At 62.9% G+C, this 17,188-nt stretch carries 16 protein-coding genes and 1 pseudogene; 10 read left to right on the top strand and 7 right to left on the bottom strand.

What is annotated here, in order from left to right:
• Window positions 1–51 precede the first annotated feature (51 nt).
• Entirely contained in the window at window positions 52–339 is a 288-nt protein-coding gene (locus M0765_RS23640; protein ID WP_258506221.1) for a helix-turn-helix domain-containing protein, read from the bottom strand.
• 130 nt (window positions 340–469) lie between these two features.
• Here M0765_RS23640 and M0765_RS23635 point away from each other — a divergent pair, with 130 nt between their 5' ends.
• From M0765_RS23635 to M0765_RS23625, 3 genes are all read left to right on the top strand, one after another.
• A complete protein-coding gene (locus M0765_RS23635; protein WP_258506219.1) occupies window positions 470–940 on the top strand; it encodes a hypothetical protein in 471 nt (156 codons plus the stop codon).
• A gap of 309 nt (window positions 941–1,249) precedes the next feature.
• Window positions 1,250–1,876: a histidine phosphatase family protein gene (locus tag M0765_RS23630; protein ID WP_258506217.1), complete on the top strand. Its 627-nt coding sequence runs from the start codon at window positions 1,250–1,252 to the stop codon at window positions 1,874–1,876.
• A gap of 1,131 nt (window positions 1,877–3,007) precedes the next feature.
• Window positions 3,008–7,378 carry an RHS repeat-associated core domain-containing protein gene (locus M0765_RS23625; protein ID WP_258506215.1) on the top strand — a complete coding sequence of 1,457 codons (4,371 nt, stop codon included), beginning with the start codon at window positions 3,008–3,010 and terminating at the stop codon, window positions 7,376–7,378.
• A 470-nt stretch (window positions 7,379–7,848) separates the two neighbouring features.
• On the opposite strand, the gene M0765_RS23620 is transcribed toward M0765_RS23625, so the two are convergent.
• Window positions 7,849–8,181, bottom strand: coding sequence for an antibiotic biosynthesis monooxygenase family protein (locus M0765_RS23620; RefSeq protein ID WP_187111594.1), 333 nt, complete (start codon window positions 8,179–8,181; stop codon window positions 7,849–7,851).
• 1,171 nt (window positions 8,182–9,352) lie between these two features.
• Between M0765_RS23620 and M0765_RS23615 the strand changes: the two genes are divergently transcribed.
• The 5 genes and pseudogenes from M0765_RS23615 (at window position 9,353) to M0765_RS23590 (ending at window position 12,815) form a co-directional block, all read left to right on the top strand.
• Entirely contained in the window at window positions 9,353–9,706 is a 354-nt protein-coding gene (locus M0765_RS23615) for a helicase SNF2 (protein ID WP_258506212.1), read from the top strand.
• A gap of 43 nt (window positions 9,707–9,749) precedes the next feature.
• Window positions 9,750–10,151: a cupin domain-containing protein gene (locus M0765_RS23610; RefSeq protein ID WP_258506211.1), complete on the top strand. Its 402-nt coding sequence runs from the start codon at window positions 9,750–9,752 to the stop codon at window positions 10,149–10,151.
• Window positions 10,051–10,721 (top strand): annotated as a pseudogene (locus M0765_RS29560) (DUF6130 family protein). Before M0765_RS23610 ends, M0765_RS29560 begins: the two are co-directional and overlap by 101 nt.
• Window positions 10,722–10,872: 151 nt before the next feature.
• Window positions 10,873–12,207 (top strand): epoxide hydrolase family protein, encoded by a 1,335-nt coding sequence (locus M0765_RS23595; RefSeq protein WP_258506208.1) that lies wholly within the window; start codon window positions 10,873–10,875, stop codon window positions 12,205–12,207.
• A gap of 188 nt (window positions 12,208–12,395) precedes the next feature.
• The gene (locus tag M0765_RS23590) at window positions 12,396–12,815 is read left to right on the top strand and encodes a response regulator (RefSeq protein WP_258506207.1); all 420 of its coding nucleotides are present in this window, start codon (window positions 12,396–12,398) and stop codon (window positions 12,813–12,815) included.
• Window positions 12,816–12,824: 9 nt separating this feature from the next.
• Here the strand turns inward: M0765_RS23590 and M0765_RS23585 are convergent, their stop codons facing one another.
• From M0765_RS23585 to M0765_RS23570, 4 genes are all read right to left on the bottom strand, one after another.
• The gene (locus M0765_RS23585) at window positions 12,825–13,229 is read right to left on the bottom strand and encodes a hypothetical protein (RefSeq protein ID WP_258506206.1); all 405 of its coding nucleotides are present in this window, start codon (window positions 13,227–13,229) and stop codon (window positions 12,825–12,827) included.
• Between the two features lie 181 nt (window positions 13,230–13,410).
• Window positions 13,411–13,908, bottom strand: coding sequence for a hypothetical protein (locus M0765_RS23580; RefSeq protein ID WP_258506205.1), 498 nt, complete (start codon window positions 13,906–13,908; stop codon window positions 13,411–13,413).
• Window positions 13,909–13,939: 31 nt separating this feature from the next.
• Entirely contained in the window at window positions 13,940–14,515 is a 576-nt protein-coding gene (locus tag M0765_RS23575) for a flavodoxin family protein (RefSeq protein ID WP_258506204.1), read from the bottom strand.
• A 31-nt stretch (window positions 14,516–14,546) separates the two neighbouring features.
• Window positions 14,547–14,972 carry a nuclear transport factor 2 family protein gene (locus tag M0765_RS23570; protein ID WP_258506203.1) on the bottom strand — a complete coding sequence of 142 codons (426 nt, stop codon included), beginning with the start codon at window positions 14,970–14,972 and terminating at the stop codon, window positions 14,547–14,549.
• Between the two features lie 234 nt (window positions 14,973–15,206).
• Here M0765_RS23570 and M0765_RS23565 point away from each other — a divergent pair, with 234 nt between their 5' ends.
• Both M0765_RS23565 and M0765_RS23560 read left to right on the top strand, forming a co-directional pair.
• A complete protein-coding gene (locus M0765_RS23565) occupies window positions 15,207–15,740 on the top strand; it encodes a hypothetical protein (protein WP_258506201.1) in 534 nt (177 codons plus the stop codon).
• A 16-nt stretch (window positions 15,741–15,756) separates the two neighbouring features.
• Window positions 15,757–16,383, top strand: a complete 627-nt coding sequence (locus M0765_RS23560; protein ID WP_258506200.1) for an isochorismatase family cysteine hydrolase — start codon at window positions 15,757–15,759, stop codon at window positions 16,381–16,383.
• Window positions 16,384–16,401: 18 nt separating this feature from the next.
• Here M0765_RS23560 and M0765_RS23555 read toward each other — a convergent pair whose 3' ends face one another.
• Window positions 16,402–17,100 (bottom strand): response regulator transcription factor, encoded by a 699-nt coding sequence (locus tag M0765_RS23555; protein ID WP_258506199.1) that lies wholly within the window; start codon window positions 17,098–17,100, stop codon window positions 16,402–16,404.
• Window positions 17,101–17,188: the final 88 nt, after the last annotated feature.

The following is a 17,188-nucleotide window of genomic DNA, read 5'->3' as shown; positions in this document are numbered from 1 at the left end:
AATGACCGGCGAGCACGTGCCGCTTGGTCGCCACCGAGACGCCAGCCGTGGTTATTCCCGGGTGATCGACTTTTCCACGCGCAAGACAAGATCGCTGGCCGGCACGCCGAAGCCTTTCGCGACCCGTAGGATCAAGCCGAGGGAAGGCTGTCGTTCGCCGCGCTCGAGCTTGCCGTAATAGGACCGATCGACGTTGGCCAGGACGGCGAACTGGTCCTGCGCAATTCCCTGCCTGAGGCGCTCAGCCCGGATCACGTCCCCGAAAGCAGTGGCCACCGCCGGCTCGAACGAGGTTGAGCGCGGCGCCGGGGCAAGCTTTTTCTTGGGGAGCGAAGACACCCGGTGAGGGTGCCGAATATGCTATCTTTTTGACCACAGCATATATGCCGTCAGTCTGCTTGGAAGCCCATCATTTTTCAACGGGCCAAGCGACCGCCTCTGTTCACCGCATAGACCTGGGGGCATAGGAATGAACGATACGCCGCTTCCGATGACGGATCTTGGCCTTCTCGAGCAAGAAATCCTCAGCCAACCGCCCGAGGCTGCACTTCCCGCGAACTTGCCGGACCGCTGGCTCAGGCTGATCGCCCGGGATCTCGAGCTGGCCGATTCGGTTGACACGGACGCCCCCTCGGTTGCGGCCATCAGTGCCGCCGCACCGCTCGCGCTGATCTACAGGATTCTGGACGGCAAGGGTGAGGCAGGGGAGGCGTCGATCCCCGTCGAAGTGCTGCTCGGGTACTTTTTCGACTTCCGGGTGGAAGTGAATTCAGAACTCGTCAGCCGGCTGACGCGAACCCGGTTCGAGCCGGCCACGCTGCAGTCGATATTTTCGAACCGAACGCTGGCGCTCAGGCAAGCCCAAAGACTGGAGGCAGAACCCCTCGAGTCCACCGGCATGCCTGACGGGCGCAACAAGATCGGCACCGCTGCGCGCTAAGCATCATCTGGCGCTTCAGGTCGCTTTTTGCTCAGGGGCTGACTTCGGTTCGCCCGCGGAGCGGCTCTCCAGCGTTTGGCACGGGACAAGGGAATGCACCCCCTTGTGATGGCACAGGCCTCGGGACCTGAGTCCGTGCGCCACTACATGCGTATGCATCCATCACGATCACTCGGGTGTAGTTTGGACTGGAACACTGCCGTTCGTCTTCGCGCGCGAATGCGTCGGACGCATGTCTTTGAATTGACCGGATCGCTGCGCGCACGGGGTCTGCGCCGTGCGCAGCGCCATGCCAAGAGACAATGGCGCATGCAAGTGATCTTCATCCGTCATGGCGAAAGTACCGGCAATGCCGGCCAGCCGAGTTTCGACCTTTCTAAACTCGAATTGACCCCGACGGGCCATGACCAGGCCGCACGGATGGCCACCGCTTGGGCGCAAACTCCTACGTTGATCGCATTGTCTCCGTACTTGCGCACGCGCTTGACGGCGCAGCCCACCATCGACCGCTTCCCGCAGGTGCCTGTCGAGATCCTTCCCATGGAGGAGTTCACTTACCTGGAGCCGAGCCGCTGGAACGGCACCTCGCGCGCGGAGCGGCTACCGCACATCGAGGCTTACTGGCAGACGGCTGATCCGGCGTACCGTGACGGTCCAACCGCAGAAAGTTTCGACACGTTGCTTGGCCGCGTCGAGTCCACCTTGGGGTGGCTGCAGAAGCTCCCACCGCAGTCGCTTGTCTATGCCTTCAGCCACGGTCAGTTCATGCAGGCTGTCCGCGTTTCGTTGTTGCACCCGGGATGGAGCTCTAGGCAGCGAATGGCCCACTTCTGGCCGTTCAACGCCAAGTACCCGATCCTCAATGTCGAACGGCTTGAGATCTGCTACGCGGACGGGTGTTGGACAACGGAACACATAAGTCAATCATCCATGTAGCTCGAGGTCACACCGTTCCTTGACGTCCTCGCGGGGGCGGCTGCAGCATGGTGGTGAGACGTCAGGGGCGACGGCCGCGGCGATCGCCGCTCGTCGTTCGAGAACGTCCAAAAGCTCCATCGGATCGAAGGGCTTGATCAGGTGCGGGAGGCGATGACCGCCGCATTCATCGACATCTTTATCAGACAATTCGCAGTGCGGTCTATACCTCGCAGGTGACCGCGAGAGAAAACAAGAAGCTCGCCGGGCAGGGCCGTCCTGACGGATCAGCAGCAGCCTTGCGCAGATCAGACGGAAGATCTCTAGTGCAGTTGAAACCGCGGATCGCCATGCCCATGCCGGAAGATTAGGAGCAGCTGTTGGGTGGGTAATCGACGGAAATGGTGGTACCGAGTCAGGCACGTTCAAGACAGCGGTGGGTATTCGACGGAATCTGACCATCCTTTTCTCGTGAGAGCCGGCCAAGGGTGGGTAATAGACGGGTTGGACTGGCAGGGGAGGGCCGAATTGACGTCTTTTCAGTCCCTTAACCCCTTCCTGAGTTAACGCGTGGGTCTTTTCAGGTCGACGGACGCCGTCTTTTACCCACCCACCCTGTTCATTCCGGTCCGAACCGTCTATTACCCACCCTGGCATCTCTGCAGGCCACGCCCAAAGTGCCGGCGCCATGGGAGTTCGAAATCAGGTGCGATTGGCACGGCATTGCACTCCCAGCACGGGGCCTGCGTTGGCAGGAATCCGCAATTCAGCTGAACACGGCGATAAGGACCTGACGCCTGACTGTTGCGGAGTTCACTTCACCGTGAGCGCTCGCCAAGGTCGCGAACGTACTAGCGTCGACCAACTATTAGCATTCGGGCAGTGTGGGGCGCACTACCTGCAGTAAGCACCGTTCGCCGTCCCCCGCATGCCATTCCGGTCCGCCCACGAGGCTTCGAGCCGGAACGATTTCTTTCCAATCGACCACCTAAGTTCTATGACATTCACGGCGAATTAATTCTTTTGCTCAGTAATCTAGGGGTCCACAAAGGGACATTCAATTACATGTGAAGACATGTCGTTACGCTCGCTTCCAGCAATTGCCATTCTCGGCAATGCAATTAATTCAAACGAATTAACGAGGGAGTCCGTATGCGTAACGACATGGATGCCGTGCACGGCAGCCGCCTGCGTACCCGAATCCAACGGTTGGCGTTGTCCACCGCCACGGCCGTCGCGCTGCTGGGCGCCTCTGGCTGGGCTCACGCCGGCTGCTCCCTGAGCTTCACTTCGCCCAGCAAGGGCGCGAAGGTCACGTCACCCAACATCACGGTGTACGGCACGGGAGGAGGGGACGCGACCACGGGCGACGCCGGCACCGTGACCGCGACGCTCAATGGTTCCCCGTTCTTCAGCTACTCGGGCTCCTTCACAGCCGTCGTCTCGTTCCTCGAAGGCCGCGGCGTCCCGGTAACGCTGCGCGAGGGCCCCAACTACCTCGCGGTGTCCGGCAGCGTCGGCGGGTGCGGTGCATCGGACTACATGACGGTGTACTACGACACCACCGATCTGGCGCCGCGCAAGAACAAGGGCGACGGCACCGAACGCAACGGACCGCAGTCGTGCACCGGCAACCCCATCAACTTCGCGATGGGCAACAAGGTGCAGGAAGAGGAAGACTTCCGCAGCGCCTCAGCGCACTTCCCGCTCAGGTTCGCCCGCATCTTCAACAGCGCCGATGGCTACTGGCGGTACACCTACGCCACGCGGCTGCGGATCAGCGCAACCGAAGTCGTGCTCCTGCACGCCAACGGCCGCGAGTCGCCCTTTGCGCGCAGCGGCTCGACCATCACCCCCGATGCGGACGAACTCGGCACGCTCTCGCAGGTCGGCACCGGCTGGCGCTATGTCGACCAGGACAACATCCAGTACGAGTTCAATGCCGCGGGGCGCCTGACCAAGCAGGCCCATCCCTACGGTTGGCAGCACATCCTGACCTATGGCACCAATGGCGCCGTGACCGTGGCGGACGGCTTCGGCAACAGCCTGAGCTACACCGAGGATGCCCATTTCCAGCCGCGCACGCTGACCACGCCCAACTTCAGCGTCGCGTACAACTACGACACGGCCAACCGGCTCGTGTCCGCCGTCAAGACCGCCGGCGCGGACGTGACGACCCGCACCTACCACTACGAGAACCCGACCCACACGCGCTTTCTCACGGGCGTGACCGACGAGTTGGGCGTGCGCTTCGCCACCTACACCTACGACACCCTGGGCCGCGCCACGAGCACCACGCATGCCGGCAATGCCGGCCTCACGCAGGTCGCCTACAACGCCAACGGCACCACCACCGTCACTGACCCTGTGGGCCGGGCCACGACCTACCACTACGTCATCGTCAACGGCGTCAAGCGCATCTCGCAGATCCAGGGCGAACCGGCGCCGGGATGCCCAGCGAGCAACTCCTCGTTCACCTACGACACCCGAGGCCTGCTGGCCAGCCAGACCAGCGCCACCGGCAGCGTCACCAGCTTCACCTACAACACCCGAGGCCTGGAGGCCTCGCGCACGGAAGCGCTCGGCACGCCCGAGCAAAGAGCGATCGCCACGACCTGGGACGCCACGCTGCCCGTGCCCACGCTGGTCGCCCAGGCAGGCCGGGACACGGCCTATACCTACGACACCAACGGCCGGCTGCTCACGGAGACCGTCGCCGACACCGGTGGCACCTCCGGCACGGCGCGCACGAGCCAGCGGACCTACACCCCCGAAGGCCTGGTTCACACGCAAACCGAGCCGAACGGCGCCGTGACCACCTATGCGTACGACACCCGCGGCAATGTGCAGAGCGCGACCAATGCGCTGGGCCATGTCACCGCGTACACCTACGACACCGCCAACCGCCTCACGAGCCAGACCGACCCGAACGGGCTGGTCACCACGTTCACCTGGGATGCGCGCGATCGCCTGCTCTCGCGCACGGTGGGAACCGGCCCTGGCCAGACGACGGCCTTCACCTACAACACCACCGGCACGATTGCGACCACCTCGCTGCCGACTGGGCTGGTCACCACCTACACCTACGACGCCGCGCAACGCCTGACGGGCTGGAGCAACAACCGCGGCGAGAGCGGCTCCTACACGCTGGACCCGGCCGGCAACCGGCTGACAGAGCAGATCCTCAACAGCGCGGGCTCGATCGCGTGGACGACGGCGCGCACGATCAACAAGCTGAACCGCGTTGCGACCCAGGTCGAGGGTGGCAGCCAGACCGAGAGCTTCAGCTACGACGCCAACGGCGACCGCATCGCGCAGACCAATGGACTGAACCAGAGCACCAGCTGGGGTCTGGATGCGCTGCGGCGGGTCAAGACCATCACCGATGCGGCGAACGCCAGCACCAGCCTTGGCTACAACGCGCTGGATGCCGTGACCCAGGCCAGCGACTTCAACGCCGTGGCCACCAGCTACAACCGCGACGCGCTGGGCAACGCCACGGCCGAGTCCAGCGCCGACATCGGCCCGCGCGGCACGCAGTACGACAGCCTCGGCCTGCCCAGCCAGATCACGGATGCACTGGGCCAAGCCACCACCGTGACCCGGGACGCCCTGGGTCGGCCCACTGGCCTCGTGTTCGCCGATGGCAAGACCACCACGCTGCGCTACGACCTGAGCGCCAACAGCAAGGGCTACCTGTCGGAGATCCTCGATCGCAGCGGCACCACCGAGTACACGCGCGACATCCATGGCCGCGTCACGCTCAAGAAGCAGACCTTGGCCAACGCCAGCGTGCAGCAGGTCGCCTACAGCTACAACAGCGCCACCGGCCAGCTCGCGAGCATCACCTACCCGTTGACCGGCGTGCTGAACCATGTCTACGACACGACCGGCCGCCTTGTGCAACTCGACTGGAATGGCGCGCCGCTCCTGGCTGCCGTCACCTGGAACGCCTTGGGCCAGCCCACCGGTTGGAACTGGGCCTTCACCAGCACCACACCGAAGCTCGCCGCCAGCCGCAGCTACGACAGCGCCGCGCGGCTGACCCAGACCGAGTTCAGCAGCTACACCTACGATGGGGCAGGGCGCATCGGCAGCCTCACGCAGAACCTGTTTGGCCCGGCCGACAGCGATCCGAGCCAGAGCACCATCGCCGCGGCCGACATCACCTGGAGCATCGGCTACAGCGCCACCGGCCGCATCACCAGTTTCGCGACCACGGCCGACAGTGCCAGCTTCGGCTACGACGCCAATGGCAACCGCACCGCCAGTACCCGCCTTCTGGCGGGACAGACCACCAATCGCAGCTACACCTTGCTGCCCGGTGCCAACCGCCTGGCGGGCTTCAGCCAGACGATCAACGGCAGCAGCGGCACCAGCGTGGCCTATGGCTACAACGCCAACGGCGATCTTTTGAGCGATGGCCTCAGGAGTTACGGCTACGACGCCGAAGGCCGCCTGGCCACGGCCACCACCGGCGCCACCGACGTGAGCCCGACCACGCGCTACGCGCACAACGCGCTGGGCCAGCGGGTGTTCAAGACCGAGCCGCTGTACCCGCCGAGCCAGGGGGACGAGAACGATCCCGGCTTCTGGAGCAGCCTGGTGGCGTTCTTCACGAAGCTGTGGAGCCCGGCCACGGTCGAGGCGGAGCACTTGGGGTATGCCTATGTCTACGACGAGAACGGCACGCTGATCGCGGAAGTGGGCAGCGGCGGCGCGAACAGCGCCGGGCAGGCGCAGTACATCTATCTGCCGACGGCGAACGGGCCGGTGCCGGTTGCGGCGGTGATCGACGGTGCCACCTATGCGGTGCACAGCGATCACCTGAATACGCCGAGGAAGCTCAGCAATGCCGATGGCCAGGCGGTCTGGCAGTGGAGCTACAGCGCGTTCGGGGAGGACAGGCCGACGATCGCGAAGAACAGGTTCGCGAACCTCGAAACGACGCCGAATCCGGGCACCACGAACATCTCGGAGGTCAAGTTCAAGCTGCGGTATCCGGGGCAGTATGCGGATGACGAGAGTGGCTTGTTCTACAACTACTACCGGAGCTATGACGCGAAGACGGGGCGGTACAGCCAGCCGGACCCAATCGGACTGGATGGCGGGTGGAATCGGTTTGGGTATGTGGATGCGAATCCGCTAAGCTTTGCCGATCCGCTTGGGCTGGACAGCACCAGCTACCTGAACATGTCGGGCGGCAGAAGCCTTTTGAATGGGCCTTCCAATGGAAACTGGGGTGGAAAATGTTGGAGCGGCGGGCAGTACTCATGCGGCGGCAACCCTGTTGGCAACGCGCCACCCACGGACAGCGGAGACGCATGCTATCAACGACACGACATGTGCTATGTGTCATGTGGTTCGAACAGGGCCTGCCGAGCGGGCTGCGACAGGACAATGGTGGATGAACTACAGCGCTTACCGGACAACCCGAGGGACTGGCCGCAGCCTCCAAGGCCCGGTACTGAAGCGGACAGTCGTGCATATAGAGACTCCGCAATAGGCAGCTTCAGGCAATGAAAAGTCTCAGGCTGTGGGGGCCCTTTGTCTGCGCTTCGCTGCTGACATTTTTGGCGTACAAGACGTTCTGGGCAGCGGAAAGGTACTATCTTTTCCTGTCGCTACTTGGAATCTTGAGTTGCTTTTTTGCCGTCATGGTTCTTAAAAGGACCGGCCGAACATGGAGTGCTGTAGCGGGCGTGACTATTGGCCTTCTGATCGGGCAATGGTGGTTCGTCGAGAACTTGATATTGCGAGCTTTTTGGCGGTTCGGCGGATTCGCTCCGTAGATCGACTCAAGCGGACGCAGCGCAGACTCGCCGAGCGCACGGCAGGAATCGTATGGTGAGCGCGCGTTTGTGGTCGGGAGCATCCCCGCCAGTGAATGAATTCTGCTCTCACATTCGAAGGAACGCTCATGGCCGACTGCAGCCAAAACCTGCACAGCTGATAAGCGACTTTCCACAGTATCGCGGCGGTATCAACGCCCGCTAGCTTTGGGGTGGAGCAGAGAAGACCTTGACCACCTCGTACATACCGGGGTCGAACTTCGCTATGGCGAGTGCCTGGTCAAGGAATGGTGACGCCACCGGGTTTGAGCGCATCGCTTGGTAGTGCTCGGCGCTTTCCCACTGCGCGTACATCGTGACTTTTGTACCGTCGACACTGCGATGAAGAGCTGCGGAGACGAAGCCCGGCACGTTGCGGACGGACGTGTCCGTGGCGCGTGCTAGTAGCGTGAGGAGCTCCGATTGATTCGCAGGCTCGACCGTGAAGACGTTGATGAGGGTGACGAATCCTGTCTTCTCGGCAATTGTGGTCACGTGAATTTGCTCCGGTTCATGGGAGGAAAGATGGCTCGACGCGCCACTTTTTTGATGGCGGTCGATAACGACTGCTCTTGGCATTGTTGCCGGAACAGAGGTCAGTGCGCACGCGCTTCAGCGACCGGTGCGACTGACCGGTATTCCCCGGTCTCCTTGTCGGTGCCCACGGCGTCAACAATCGAGGTGTTTTCAACGGTCATTAGGAGGTTCACTGGAAGGTCCGCTTCTGGCCGACTGTAACCGGTCGCAGCCTCGGAGCTTTGGGCCGGAAGCCGAAGTTAGCAGCGCCCGGAACCGGCCGTTCTTGGAAGGCCGTTTTCGTCGGCCATGTGCCATGGCGCACGTTTCATTAGTGCTGACGAAGTCAGCTAGCGGAAGAGCAAGGCGAGGTGCCTCACCTCATGGTGGACTTGACAGAACCAACTGGCTGGATTGCGCATCGGTTGCATGAAACAAGACGGGGAGTATCGTTTCACAGAACTCCTGCACAGAGTTCACTCTGACTTCACGTGAGCTGGGCACACTGCCTCTCGACAGTGGTTCGGCGCTGGTAGAGGCTGAGGAGAAGAAGGACGCTCAGGGAAACGCCTCGATGCCGACCACTGTCACCTTTCATACCCGATGATTTCAAGAAGGGCTGCCCCCGTTTCCCTTGCAATGCGCAGCTGGGGTTCGCCGAATCAACGGCGAATGGGACTGCGGCCGGAATATCGCCTGCCCACGAAATCGCTCCGCTTGTCGGGCCTCGCCGAATACCGCGAAACCGCATCCCTCCTGTCTCGCATTGCAATCGGCTGGCAGAACACGCAACGGTTGAACGATCACGACTCATCGTCCGTCGACTGGAACCTGTGGCCCGCTCCGGCCAATCTACGGCGCTCCGATAAGCGCAGCCGACGCCATCGATGACGATCTCGATGCAGTAGGTGACGTCGCTCAGGCGGATCGCTCCGTCTTGCGTGGCTGGCCTGCAGTGCTAGACAAGTCGAACTCACGATTTCTGTATGCCAATGTGTCGGATGTCGATCCGAATACATGAGCGTCCAAAACGCCGGGCCCATGACACATCGGAGATACAAGCGGCCGATCCAATCCACTCATCGCATAAGACCCGGGTGAGACCGGTTCAGTCGATGTACCGCTCGATCCGTTGTTGAAGGAAACCACAATGAACACCCGAAAGCTTCTGACTGCCATCGCCGCCACGTCGCTCGTCTCGTTTGCCGCCTCAGGCGCCAGTGCCGAGGAGTATCAAGGCGTGCTGCAGTTCAGTTCCACGGTGAGCCGCGCCGACGTGCGCGTGCAGGCCGCGGAGGCGGCGCGCAACGCCGACCCATATGCCGAAGGCGCTTCGGCCGGGGTGCCGGTTGCAACCGCAAGCCTGGCCAATCGCGCGCCGATTCGCGCCGAGGCCATCGCTACCGCGCGCGCCGGCAATCTGTATGGCGATGGCGCCTCCGCCAGTGTCCCGTCCCGGTCCGCCACGGGCTTTGCTCGCATCACGGTGCGCAGCGGCATCTGATGAAGTGCGTTTTCCCAGATATTGAAGAACGACGGAGCATCCAATGAAAACGACTCGACTCATGGCGGCAGCGTTGCTGATCGCCACTTTTGGCGGCATGTGGCCGCTGGCGCATGCCCAGCCCTCCGGACTGGGGCGCACCGACGTCCTGCAGCACGATCTGGGCATCGCAGGACGCGAGGTCGTGCAGGCACGCGTCGACTTCGCGCCGGGCGTGCTGGCGCCCAGGCACTCGCATCCGGGCGTGGAAGTCGCCTATGTCCTCGAAGGCACGATCGAATACCAGATCGACGGCAAGTCTCCAGTGACCCTCAAGAAGGGCGACGCCTTGTTCATTCCGGACGGTGCGGTTCACTCGGCAAAGAACGTCGGCAACGGCAAAGCGTCCGAACTCGCCACCTACTTCGTTGAAAAGGGCAAGCCCGGTTTTGTACCGGCCAGGTGAGCGAACGCGACCTGGACCGCCTGCGCACCCAACTACTGATGCGCCGACGCCAGGCTGCACGTTCGCCGCCACAGAAATTCCCATCGAATTCGTTGGAGACCTTCATGAAACTGCCCCTCGTCGTCGCCGCAGCGCTTGCCGCGCTCACCCTGACTTCCGTCCATGCGGGGGTGAGACCGCGACGGACGTCGGACGCCCCACGCCGATCCTTCCTATCGCGTCGGAGTCGCAAGGAAAGCTGGTCGTGTATCCGCCGTTGTCCGAAGCACTGGCGCGGGGGTCGTGATCATCCAGTACCGAACCGAGAATGTGCGCGTCGTCCCGGTTTTCGGCGAGGGCGCGCGCAGCGTGTCGCCGCGCGTCGGCCACCTTCACGTGACGGTCGACGACCGGCCGGGCACTTGGGCGCACACCAGTGCGGACCCGATCATCGTCGTCGGGCTTACACCCGGCGTGCACAAGATGCTGATCGAGGTCGCTGACCCGACCCACAAGATCCTGACCAGCGAGACCGTTTCGGTGACCGTTCCAGATCGGCCGGCCGCGGCGCCCCAGGCCCACGCGCATTGAGGCTGTTGCCTCAACTTATTCGGTCACATCGCTTCCCTTAGACCTGCACTTAACAAACCTCGAATACCGTGAAAGATTTGCGACACCTTCGTCCAATGGATCGGCAAAACAATGTCTGGTGTGATTTCCTTTTCTCAGAGAAGGATTCACCATGACATCACCAGCATCCATCACCCGGCGCGACTTCGTTGCCGGCTCGACCGTTACGCTTTCAGCCGGTCCCCTCGCGCTCGCCTCATCTGCACGCGCCCAGACCGTGAGCTCAGATCCTCACGGCCCGGCGGGCGGCAAGAGGCCGGCGCATCACAAAGATGCAATCCGGCCATTCCGCGCGATCTTTCCGCGCGGTGACCTCACAGACTTGCGCAGGCGCATCAAGGCGACGAAATGGCCATCGCGCGAAACGGTAAATGACGCGTCGCAGGGTGTTCAGCTTGCGACGATGCGCGAACTCGCGCGCTATTGGGAAACGAAGTACGACTGGCGCAAATGCGAATCCAGGTTGAATGCCTGGCCCCAGTTCATGACCGAGATCGACGGCGTGGACATCCATTTCATCCATGTGCGTTCGACCCACCAGAATGCCTTGCCCGTAGTCATCACCCACGGATGGCCCGGCTCGATCATCGAGCAGATGAAGATCATCGACCCGTTGACCAACCCGACGGCGCATGGCGGAACGGCGGCGGACGCGTTCGACGTGGTGATTCCCTCGTTGCCGGGACACGGATTCTCGGGAAAGCCGACCACGACGGGCTGGGACCCTGTTCGAATTGCGCGCGCATGGATCGTGCTCATGCAGCGCCTCGGCTATTCACGCTATGTGGCACAAGGGGGCGACTGGGGCAACGCTGTCACGGAGCAGATGGCCTTGCTGGCGCCTGCAGGCCTCGTTGGCATTCACACCAACATGCCGGCAACCATTCCCGACGACATTGCAAAGGCGCTCGCGGCCGGCGGCCCGCCGCCATCCGGCCTTTCCGCCGACGAAAAGTATGCATACGACCAGCTCGACACTTTCTACAAGCACGGCCTGGCCTATGCCCAGGAGATGGGGAGTCGCCCCCAGACGCTCTACGGCATCGAGGATTCGCCGATTGGCCTTGCCGCCTGGATGCTGGACCACGATGCGCGCAGCTACGCGCTCATCGCGCGTGTCTTTGCGGGCCAATCTGAAGGCCTTACGCGGGACGACATCCTGGACAACGTCACTCTCTACTGGCTGACGAACACCGCCGTTTCCTCGGCACGTCTGTATTGGGAGAGCAAGCTCCCTTTCTTCGCGCCCAAAGGCGTGGCCTTGCCTACCGCGGTGAGCGCATTTCCCGACGAGATCTACACCGCCCCTCGCAGCTGGGCGCAACGCGCCTATCCGAAGCTCATTCACTACAACAGGCTGGAGAAGGGCGGCCACTTCGCCGCGTGGGAACAGCCGGCGGCCTTCTCGGCGGAACTGCGCGCCGGATTCCGGCCGTTGCGCGGCTAGACGTACAGCGCGCGCCGTTGCGTGCCTCCTTGGCCATTCGCCGGCGGCTGTTGCCGGAGCCCGACAGCGATGGCCGATCCGACACCAAAGTATCGTTTACGGCGTTCGGTGAACCGAGCATCCTGTAGGTGACGACGGGCAGGGAGGAAGCGGCGTACGTGTCTTTGGCTCCAAGACAACGCACGTGGATGATTCGCCACCTGCGCAAAATCAATGGAAGCCGCGAGGACGCCCAAATGTCTGCTCAACTGGTGGTCTCGGTAGTCGACGACGACGAGTCGGTACGCGAATCGTTGCCGCCGCTCCTGGAAGCTTTCGGCTTTGTCGCCCGTGCTTTCACCTCCGCAGAGGCGTTCCTCGGGTCGGATGCCATCGCCAGAACGAGCTGCCTGATCCTGGACATCACCATGCCCGGCATGTCCGGCGTGGAGCTCTACCGCGAACTGAAAGTGCGCGGATGCAACATCCCGGTCATCTTCATTACCGCCCGCGGGAATGGTGCGCTCCGGCAGGGCCTGCTCGAGGAAGGTGCGGTCGAATGCCTGGACAAGCCGTTCGACGACACTGCCTTGCTGCAGGCCCTGAAGAAGGCCGTGGCAGCAGGGTGAAGCAGCAGCCTACTTGCCGCCGTAGTTGTCGTTGAACGACGGGAGCTCGCCGCTCTTGTTCTCGCGCGCAATCTCTGCACGGCTTGCCTTGCGGCCGGCCGACCGCTCGGCGCGCGAGAGCTTGGCGCTGGGCTCGGGCCGAGGGTCTCCCTCGCCCGGCATGAAGGTGTGCGCGGCTTCCACGCCAGCGGGTTTGCGCGCCTGGCGAGCCGCGGCGCGCTCAGCCCTGGTGACCTTGGCCCGCGGATCGGGCTTCGGATCTCCTTCGCCGGGCATGAAGTGATGCGAGGCGTCCACGCCTTCCGCCTTGCGTTCGGCACGGATGGCCGAGCTGTCGGAAGAGGCCTGGGCGTAGGCAGTGGAAACCAGGACTTGCGCGGCGGCAAGGGCAAATGTCGAAAGGATCAATCGCATTTCAAACTCCTTGGGTTCAAAAAGACCACGCACGCAAATGCGTGCATGAACGAAGAGGGAACTCGGGTGCGCGCCGTATGGCGCGTGAGGTCATGAAATCAGAAAACCACTGCGAGACCTATTGGACGAAGGTGTCGCAGACACCTTGGTATGAGTCCGCCGGCAGCAGGAATGCGCAAGGTCAGCTGCGCACCAGGTAGCGCTCGCCCCGCGCAGCGTCGAGCACCGCAGGCGCATCGCGCGCCACAACGTCCAACGGCGTGGCATCGGCGAGCCACGCATTCGGCGTGGCGAACCAGAGGCAGGCCTCCCAGTCGCTCAGCGTGGGAACCAGCTCGTGAACCACGGCATTCACCGGCGGGCGGAGCTTCATGGTTCGCAGGTCGAACTGGAACAGCGGCAGCACCGTATGCCCTTGCCATGGAAAGCTCAGCACGTCGTGGTCGACGATCCAGTGCGCCAGTTGCGAGATCGGTTGTTCCGTGTGCTGCAGGAGCAGGCTGACGACCTCGTCGGAACTCACGATGCCACCGCTCGCATGAAAGGCGCGCTCCATTTGCCGGTACTGCAAGACCTCGACGCCATGCAGCAGCGCGGGCGCGCTGGTTCGCGCAGGCGATAGCCGCATCGTGTAGGGAGAGGGAAGGTTGCTCGAAGAACGTATTTCGTAGTCGCGCATGATGGGCTCCTGGTTGGCTCGTTCTGCCGCATCAGTCGACATTCGCCGCCGGACGCAGCCGCGCCAGCGTTGCGGCCACGCGCTGGCCGAATCGGCGCGCGGTTTCCAGGTCGCCAGGCACCATTTCGTCAACGGATGCATCCGACGGCGTGGTGGTCGCAAGGCCCATGAAGGACGCGACATAGTTGATGTCGTCCCGCTTCGCGGCCTTGGTGGTGCTCGGCAGCATGCCCATGCCGACCCACACCATGCCGTGCTGCTGCGCCATGGTGAACAGTGCGTACAGCGTCGAAGCCTTGTCTCCGTTCATGCCAGCGGAGTTGGTGAAGGCGGCGGCGAGCTTGTCCTTCCAGCCCATGGCGCCCCAGACCTTCGACGACTCGTCGATGAACTTCTTGAACTGCCAGCTCACGCTGCCGATGTAGGTCGGCGTGCCGAAGACGATGGCGTCGGCCGCGGCAAGCTGCTCCCAGCCGCCAGTCGGGAGGTTGCCGGCCTCGTCGACTCGCAGCAGTTGTGCGCCTGAGGCGGAAGCCACGGTTTCCGCAATCCGCTGCGTATGGCCGAAGCCGCTGAAGTAGACGATGACGATGCTTTGATTGGACATGAGGGTTCCTTGGTGGGTTGCGTGGTTGCGGTCAACGGCCCGAAGGCTCCGGAGGCCGCGAGGGTTCGAGATGAACGAAGGTCTTGCTGACGATCTGCCAGCGCCCGTCGCGATGCAGGAGCGACAGGTAGTCGTAGTAGTTGAAGCCGAGCATCTGCTGGTGCGTTCTTACCAATGCCATGCTCGCGAGCATCTCGGCCCCGAGCACCTGCATCCGGAATGGCTCGCCCAGCTCACGGGGCGACTTGCGGTTGGCGACGCCCTCCACGTATTCGTCGACCGACTTCTCGTACGGCGTTGTCGAAACGTTCGCGAAGAGCCGGCAGCCCAGGTGGAAAGTCGATCGAAGTGCGGCGGCATCACCCGTGTAGATGCTGTGAAAGTAGGTGTCGACCAACGCGAATATTTCTTCATAGGCATCGCGGCTGGCCGGCAAAGCGGCGGTTGCTTGTTCCATGTCTTGGTTCTCCTTGACGAGAGCCAAGTTTTGACAAGCGCGGGTTTCACGCCAACTTGCTTTCGCCCGATGGGTGCATAGGTCCGATGGCGGAGCACTTGCGGCGGACATCGGTCTTCGGACCGAGCCGCGGGTACGGCGGCAGCGTGATGCCGCGCACGCTGCGGCTGCCTACGCTTCGATGAATCGCCTCGCACTGTCCGCGAGGCGAATCAACCCTGAAGGAGTAGTTACATGGACGACAACACCCTGGTCAAGTCGAGCTTCTCGGCCATCATCAATGCGCCGATCGAGAAGGTGGATATCACCGACTGGTGCTTCACGCTGCCCGAGTTCGAATACCAGCAGGCCTCGCCGGCACACAACGCCTGCGGCACCACCACGACGCCCGACGGGCGCCGCATGTCGATCAACGTCGAAATACTGGGCGGCAGCGTGATGGTGCAGCACTACGTCGAAGAGATCGGCAAGCCCGACCACCTGCGGCTCGTGTCCAAGTCGGACATCTTTTCGCCCACGGGCCGGACCAAGGTCGGCGTGATCTGGGACCTGAGCGTCAAGAAGATCGACGCCCACAGCTGCGAGTTCACGAACACGGTCCACAGTTCGTTCACGCCCGAGCTGCTGGAGATGATTGCGCAGCAGGGCATTCCGCGCGACGTGTTCCAAGCCAACCGCCGGCCCATCTCGGAAGCCCACAACCGGCAGGAGACGCCTTGCTTTGCCAAGAGCATCGAGCGCCACGCCCTGAGCCGCATGGCCACCTGAGCGAGCGCGCAAGACCATGGACACCATTACTTATGACAAGGCGCTGACCGGCCTTCTGCTGATCGACCCGTACAACGACTTCATCTCCGAGGGCGGGAAGATATGGGACCGCGTGAAGGGCGTTGCCGAGGCAAACCGTTGCATTCCCAATATGCTGCAGGTGCTCGAAGCAGCACGGAAGTCTGGGCTCAAGGTCTTCTATGCAATGCACCACCGGTATCGGCCGGGCGACTTCGAAACCTGGAAATACATCGCGCCCATCCAGCGTGCGGCATGGCGGCGCAGAAGCTTCGAGTTCGGAACCTGGGGCGGCGAGATCCGCAAGGAATTCACGCCGCTGCCAGGGGAGATCGTCGCCCAGGAGCATTGGTGCTCGAGCGGCTTTGCCAATACCGACCTGGAACTGCAGCTGAACAAGCACGGCATTCACCAGCTCATCGTCGTCGGCATGGTTGCACACACCTGCGTGGAGGCCACGGTGCGCTATGCGGCAGAAATCGGTTACGAGGTGACGGTTGTGAGGGACGCAACCGCCAGCTACACGGAAGAGCAGATGCACGCCGCGCTGGAGGTCAACATGCCCAACTACGCAAGTGCCATCGTGACAACCGAGCAGATTGTTGCGGCCATCTCCGCGCTTTAGCGGGCAGGGAGCACCGCTTCAAGCCAGCGGCACGCCCGTTCGATGCCGGCCGCGGCGCGACGGGCTGCCATCGCGCGGTGGTGCAACCCCGAGCCTGGCGGCCATGTGCACGAGGTCCGGCAGCGATTCGGCTCCCATCTTGCGCATGACACTGCCCCGATGCGCCTTGACCGTGATCTCGCTGATGCCCAGTTCGTCGCCCACCTGCTTGTTGAGCAAGCCGCTCACGACCAGCGTCATGACCTCCATCTCGCGGCGGCTGAGCGAGACGTACCGGCTGCGCAGCTCGCTCAGCTTGGCTTCCTGGTCGAGCGCCGCTTCGCTGCGTTCGAGCGCGCTCCGGATGGCGCCGAGCAGCGCTTCATCGCTCAACGGCTTGGTCAGGAACTCCACGGCACCGGCCTTCATGGCTTGCACGGTCATCGGCACGTCGCCGTAGCCGGTAATGAAGATGATCGGCAGTTGGGCATGCTCCAGGGCCATGCGCTTTTGCAGGTCGAGGCCGTTCAGGTCCGGAAGGCTCACGTCCAGCACCAGGCAACTTGGAGCCGCCTCGCGCGGGTGCGCGAGAAACTGATGCGCGCTCTCGAAGGTGATGGTCTGCCATCCGGCGAAGCGGATCAATGCCTCGAGCGATTCGCGCACCGAGATGTCGTCGTCGACGACAAAGACGACGGGTGCCGGCCTCGGCGCTACTGGCAATGCCTTCTGATTCATCGAAACACTCAAGGATGTCATCTTTCCTCCGTCGCCCGTGTGTTCCACGCGCATGCGCGGGCAGCCGGGAGGGATTCTCCAACTTCCG

The organism is Variovorax sp. S12S4, from assembly GCF_023195515.1.
In the GTDB taxonomy this organism is placed as follows: Bacteria; Pseudomonadota; Gammaproteobacteria; order Burkholderiales; family Burkholderiaceae_C; genus Variovorax.
Note: the sequence above shows the minus strand (reverse complement) of the source record. Positions and strands in the feature narration are given on the sequence as shown.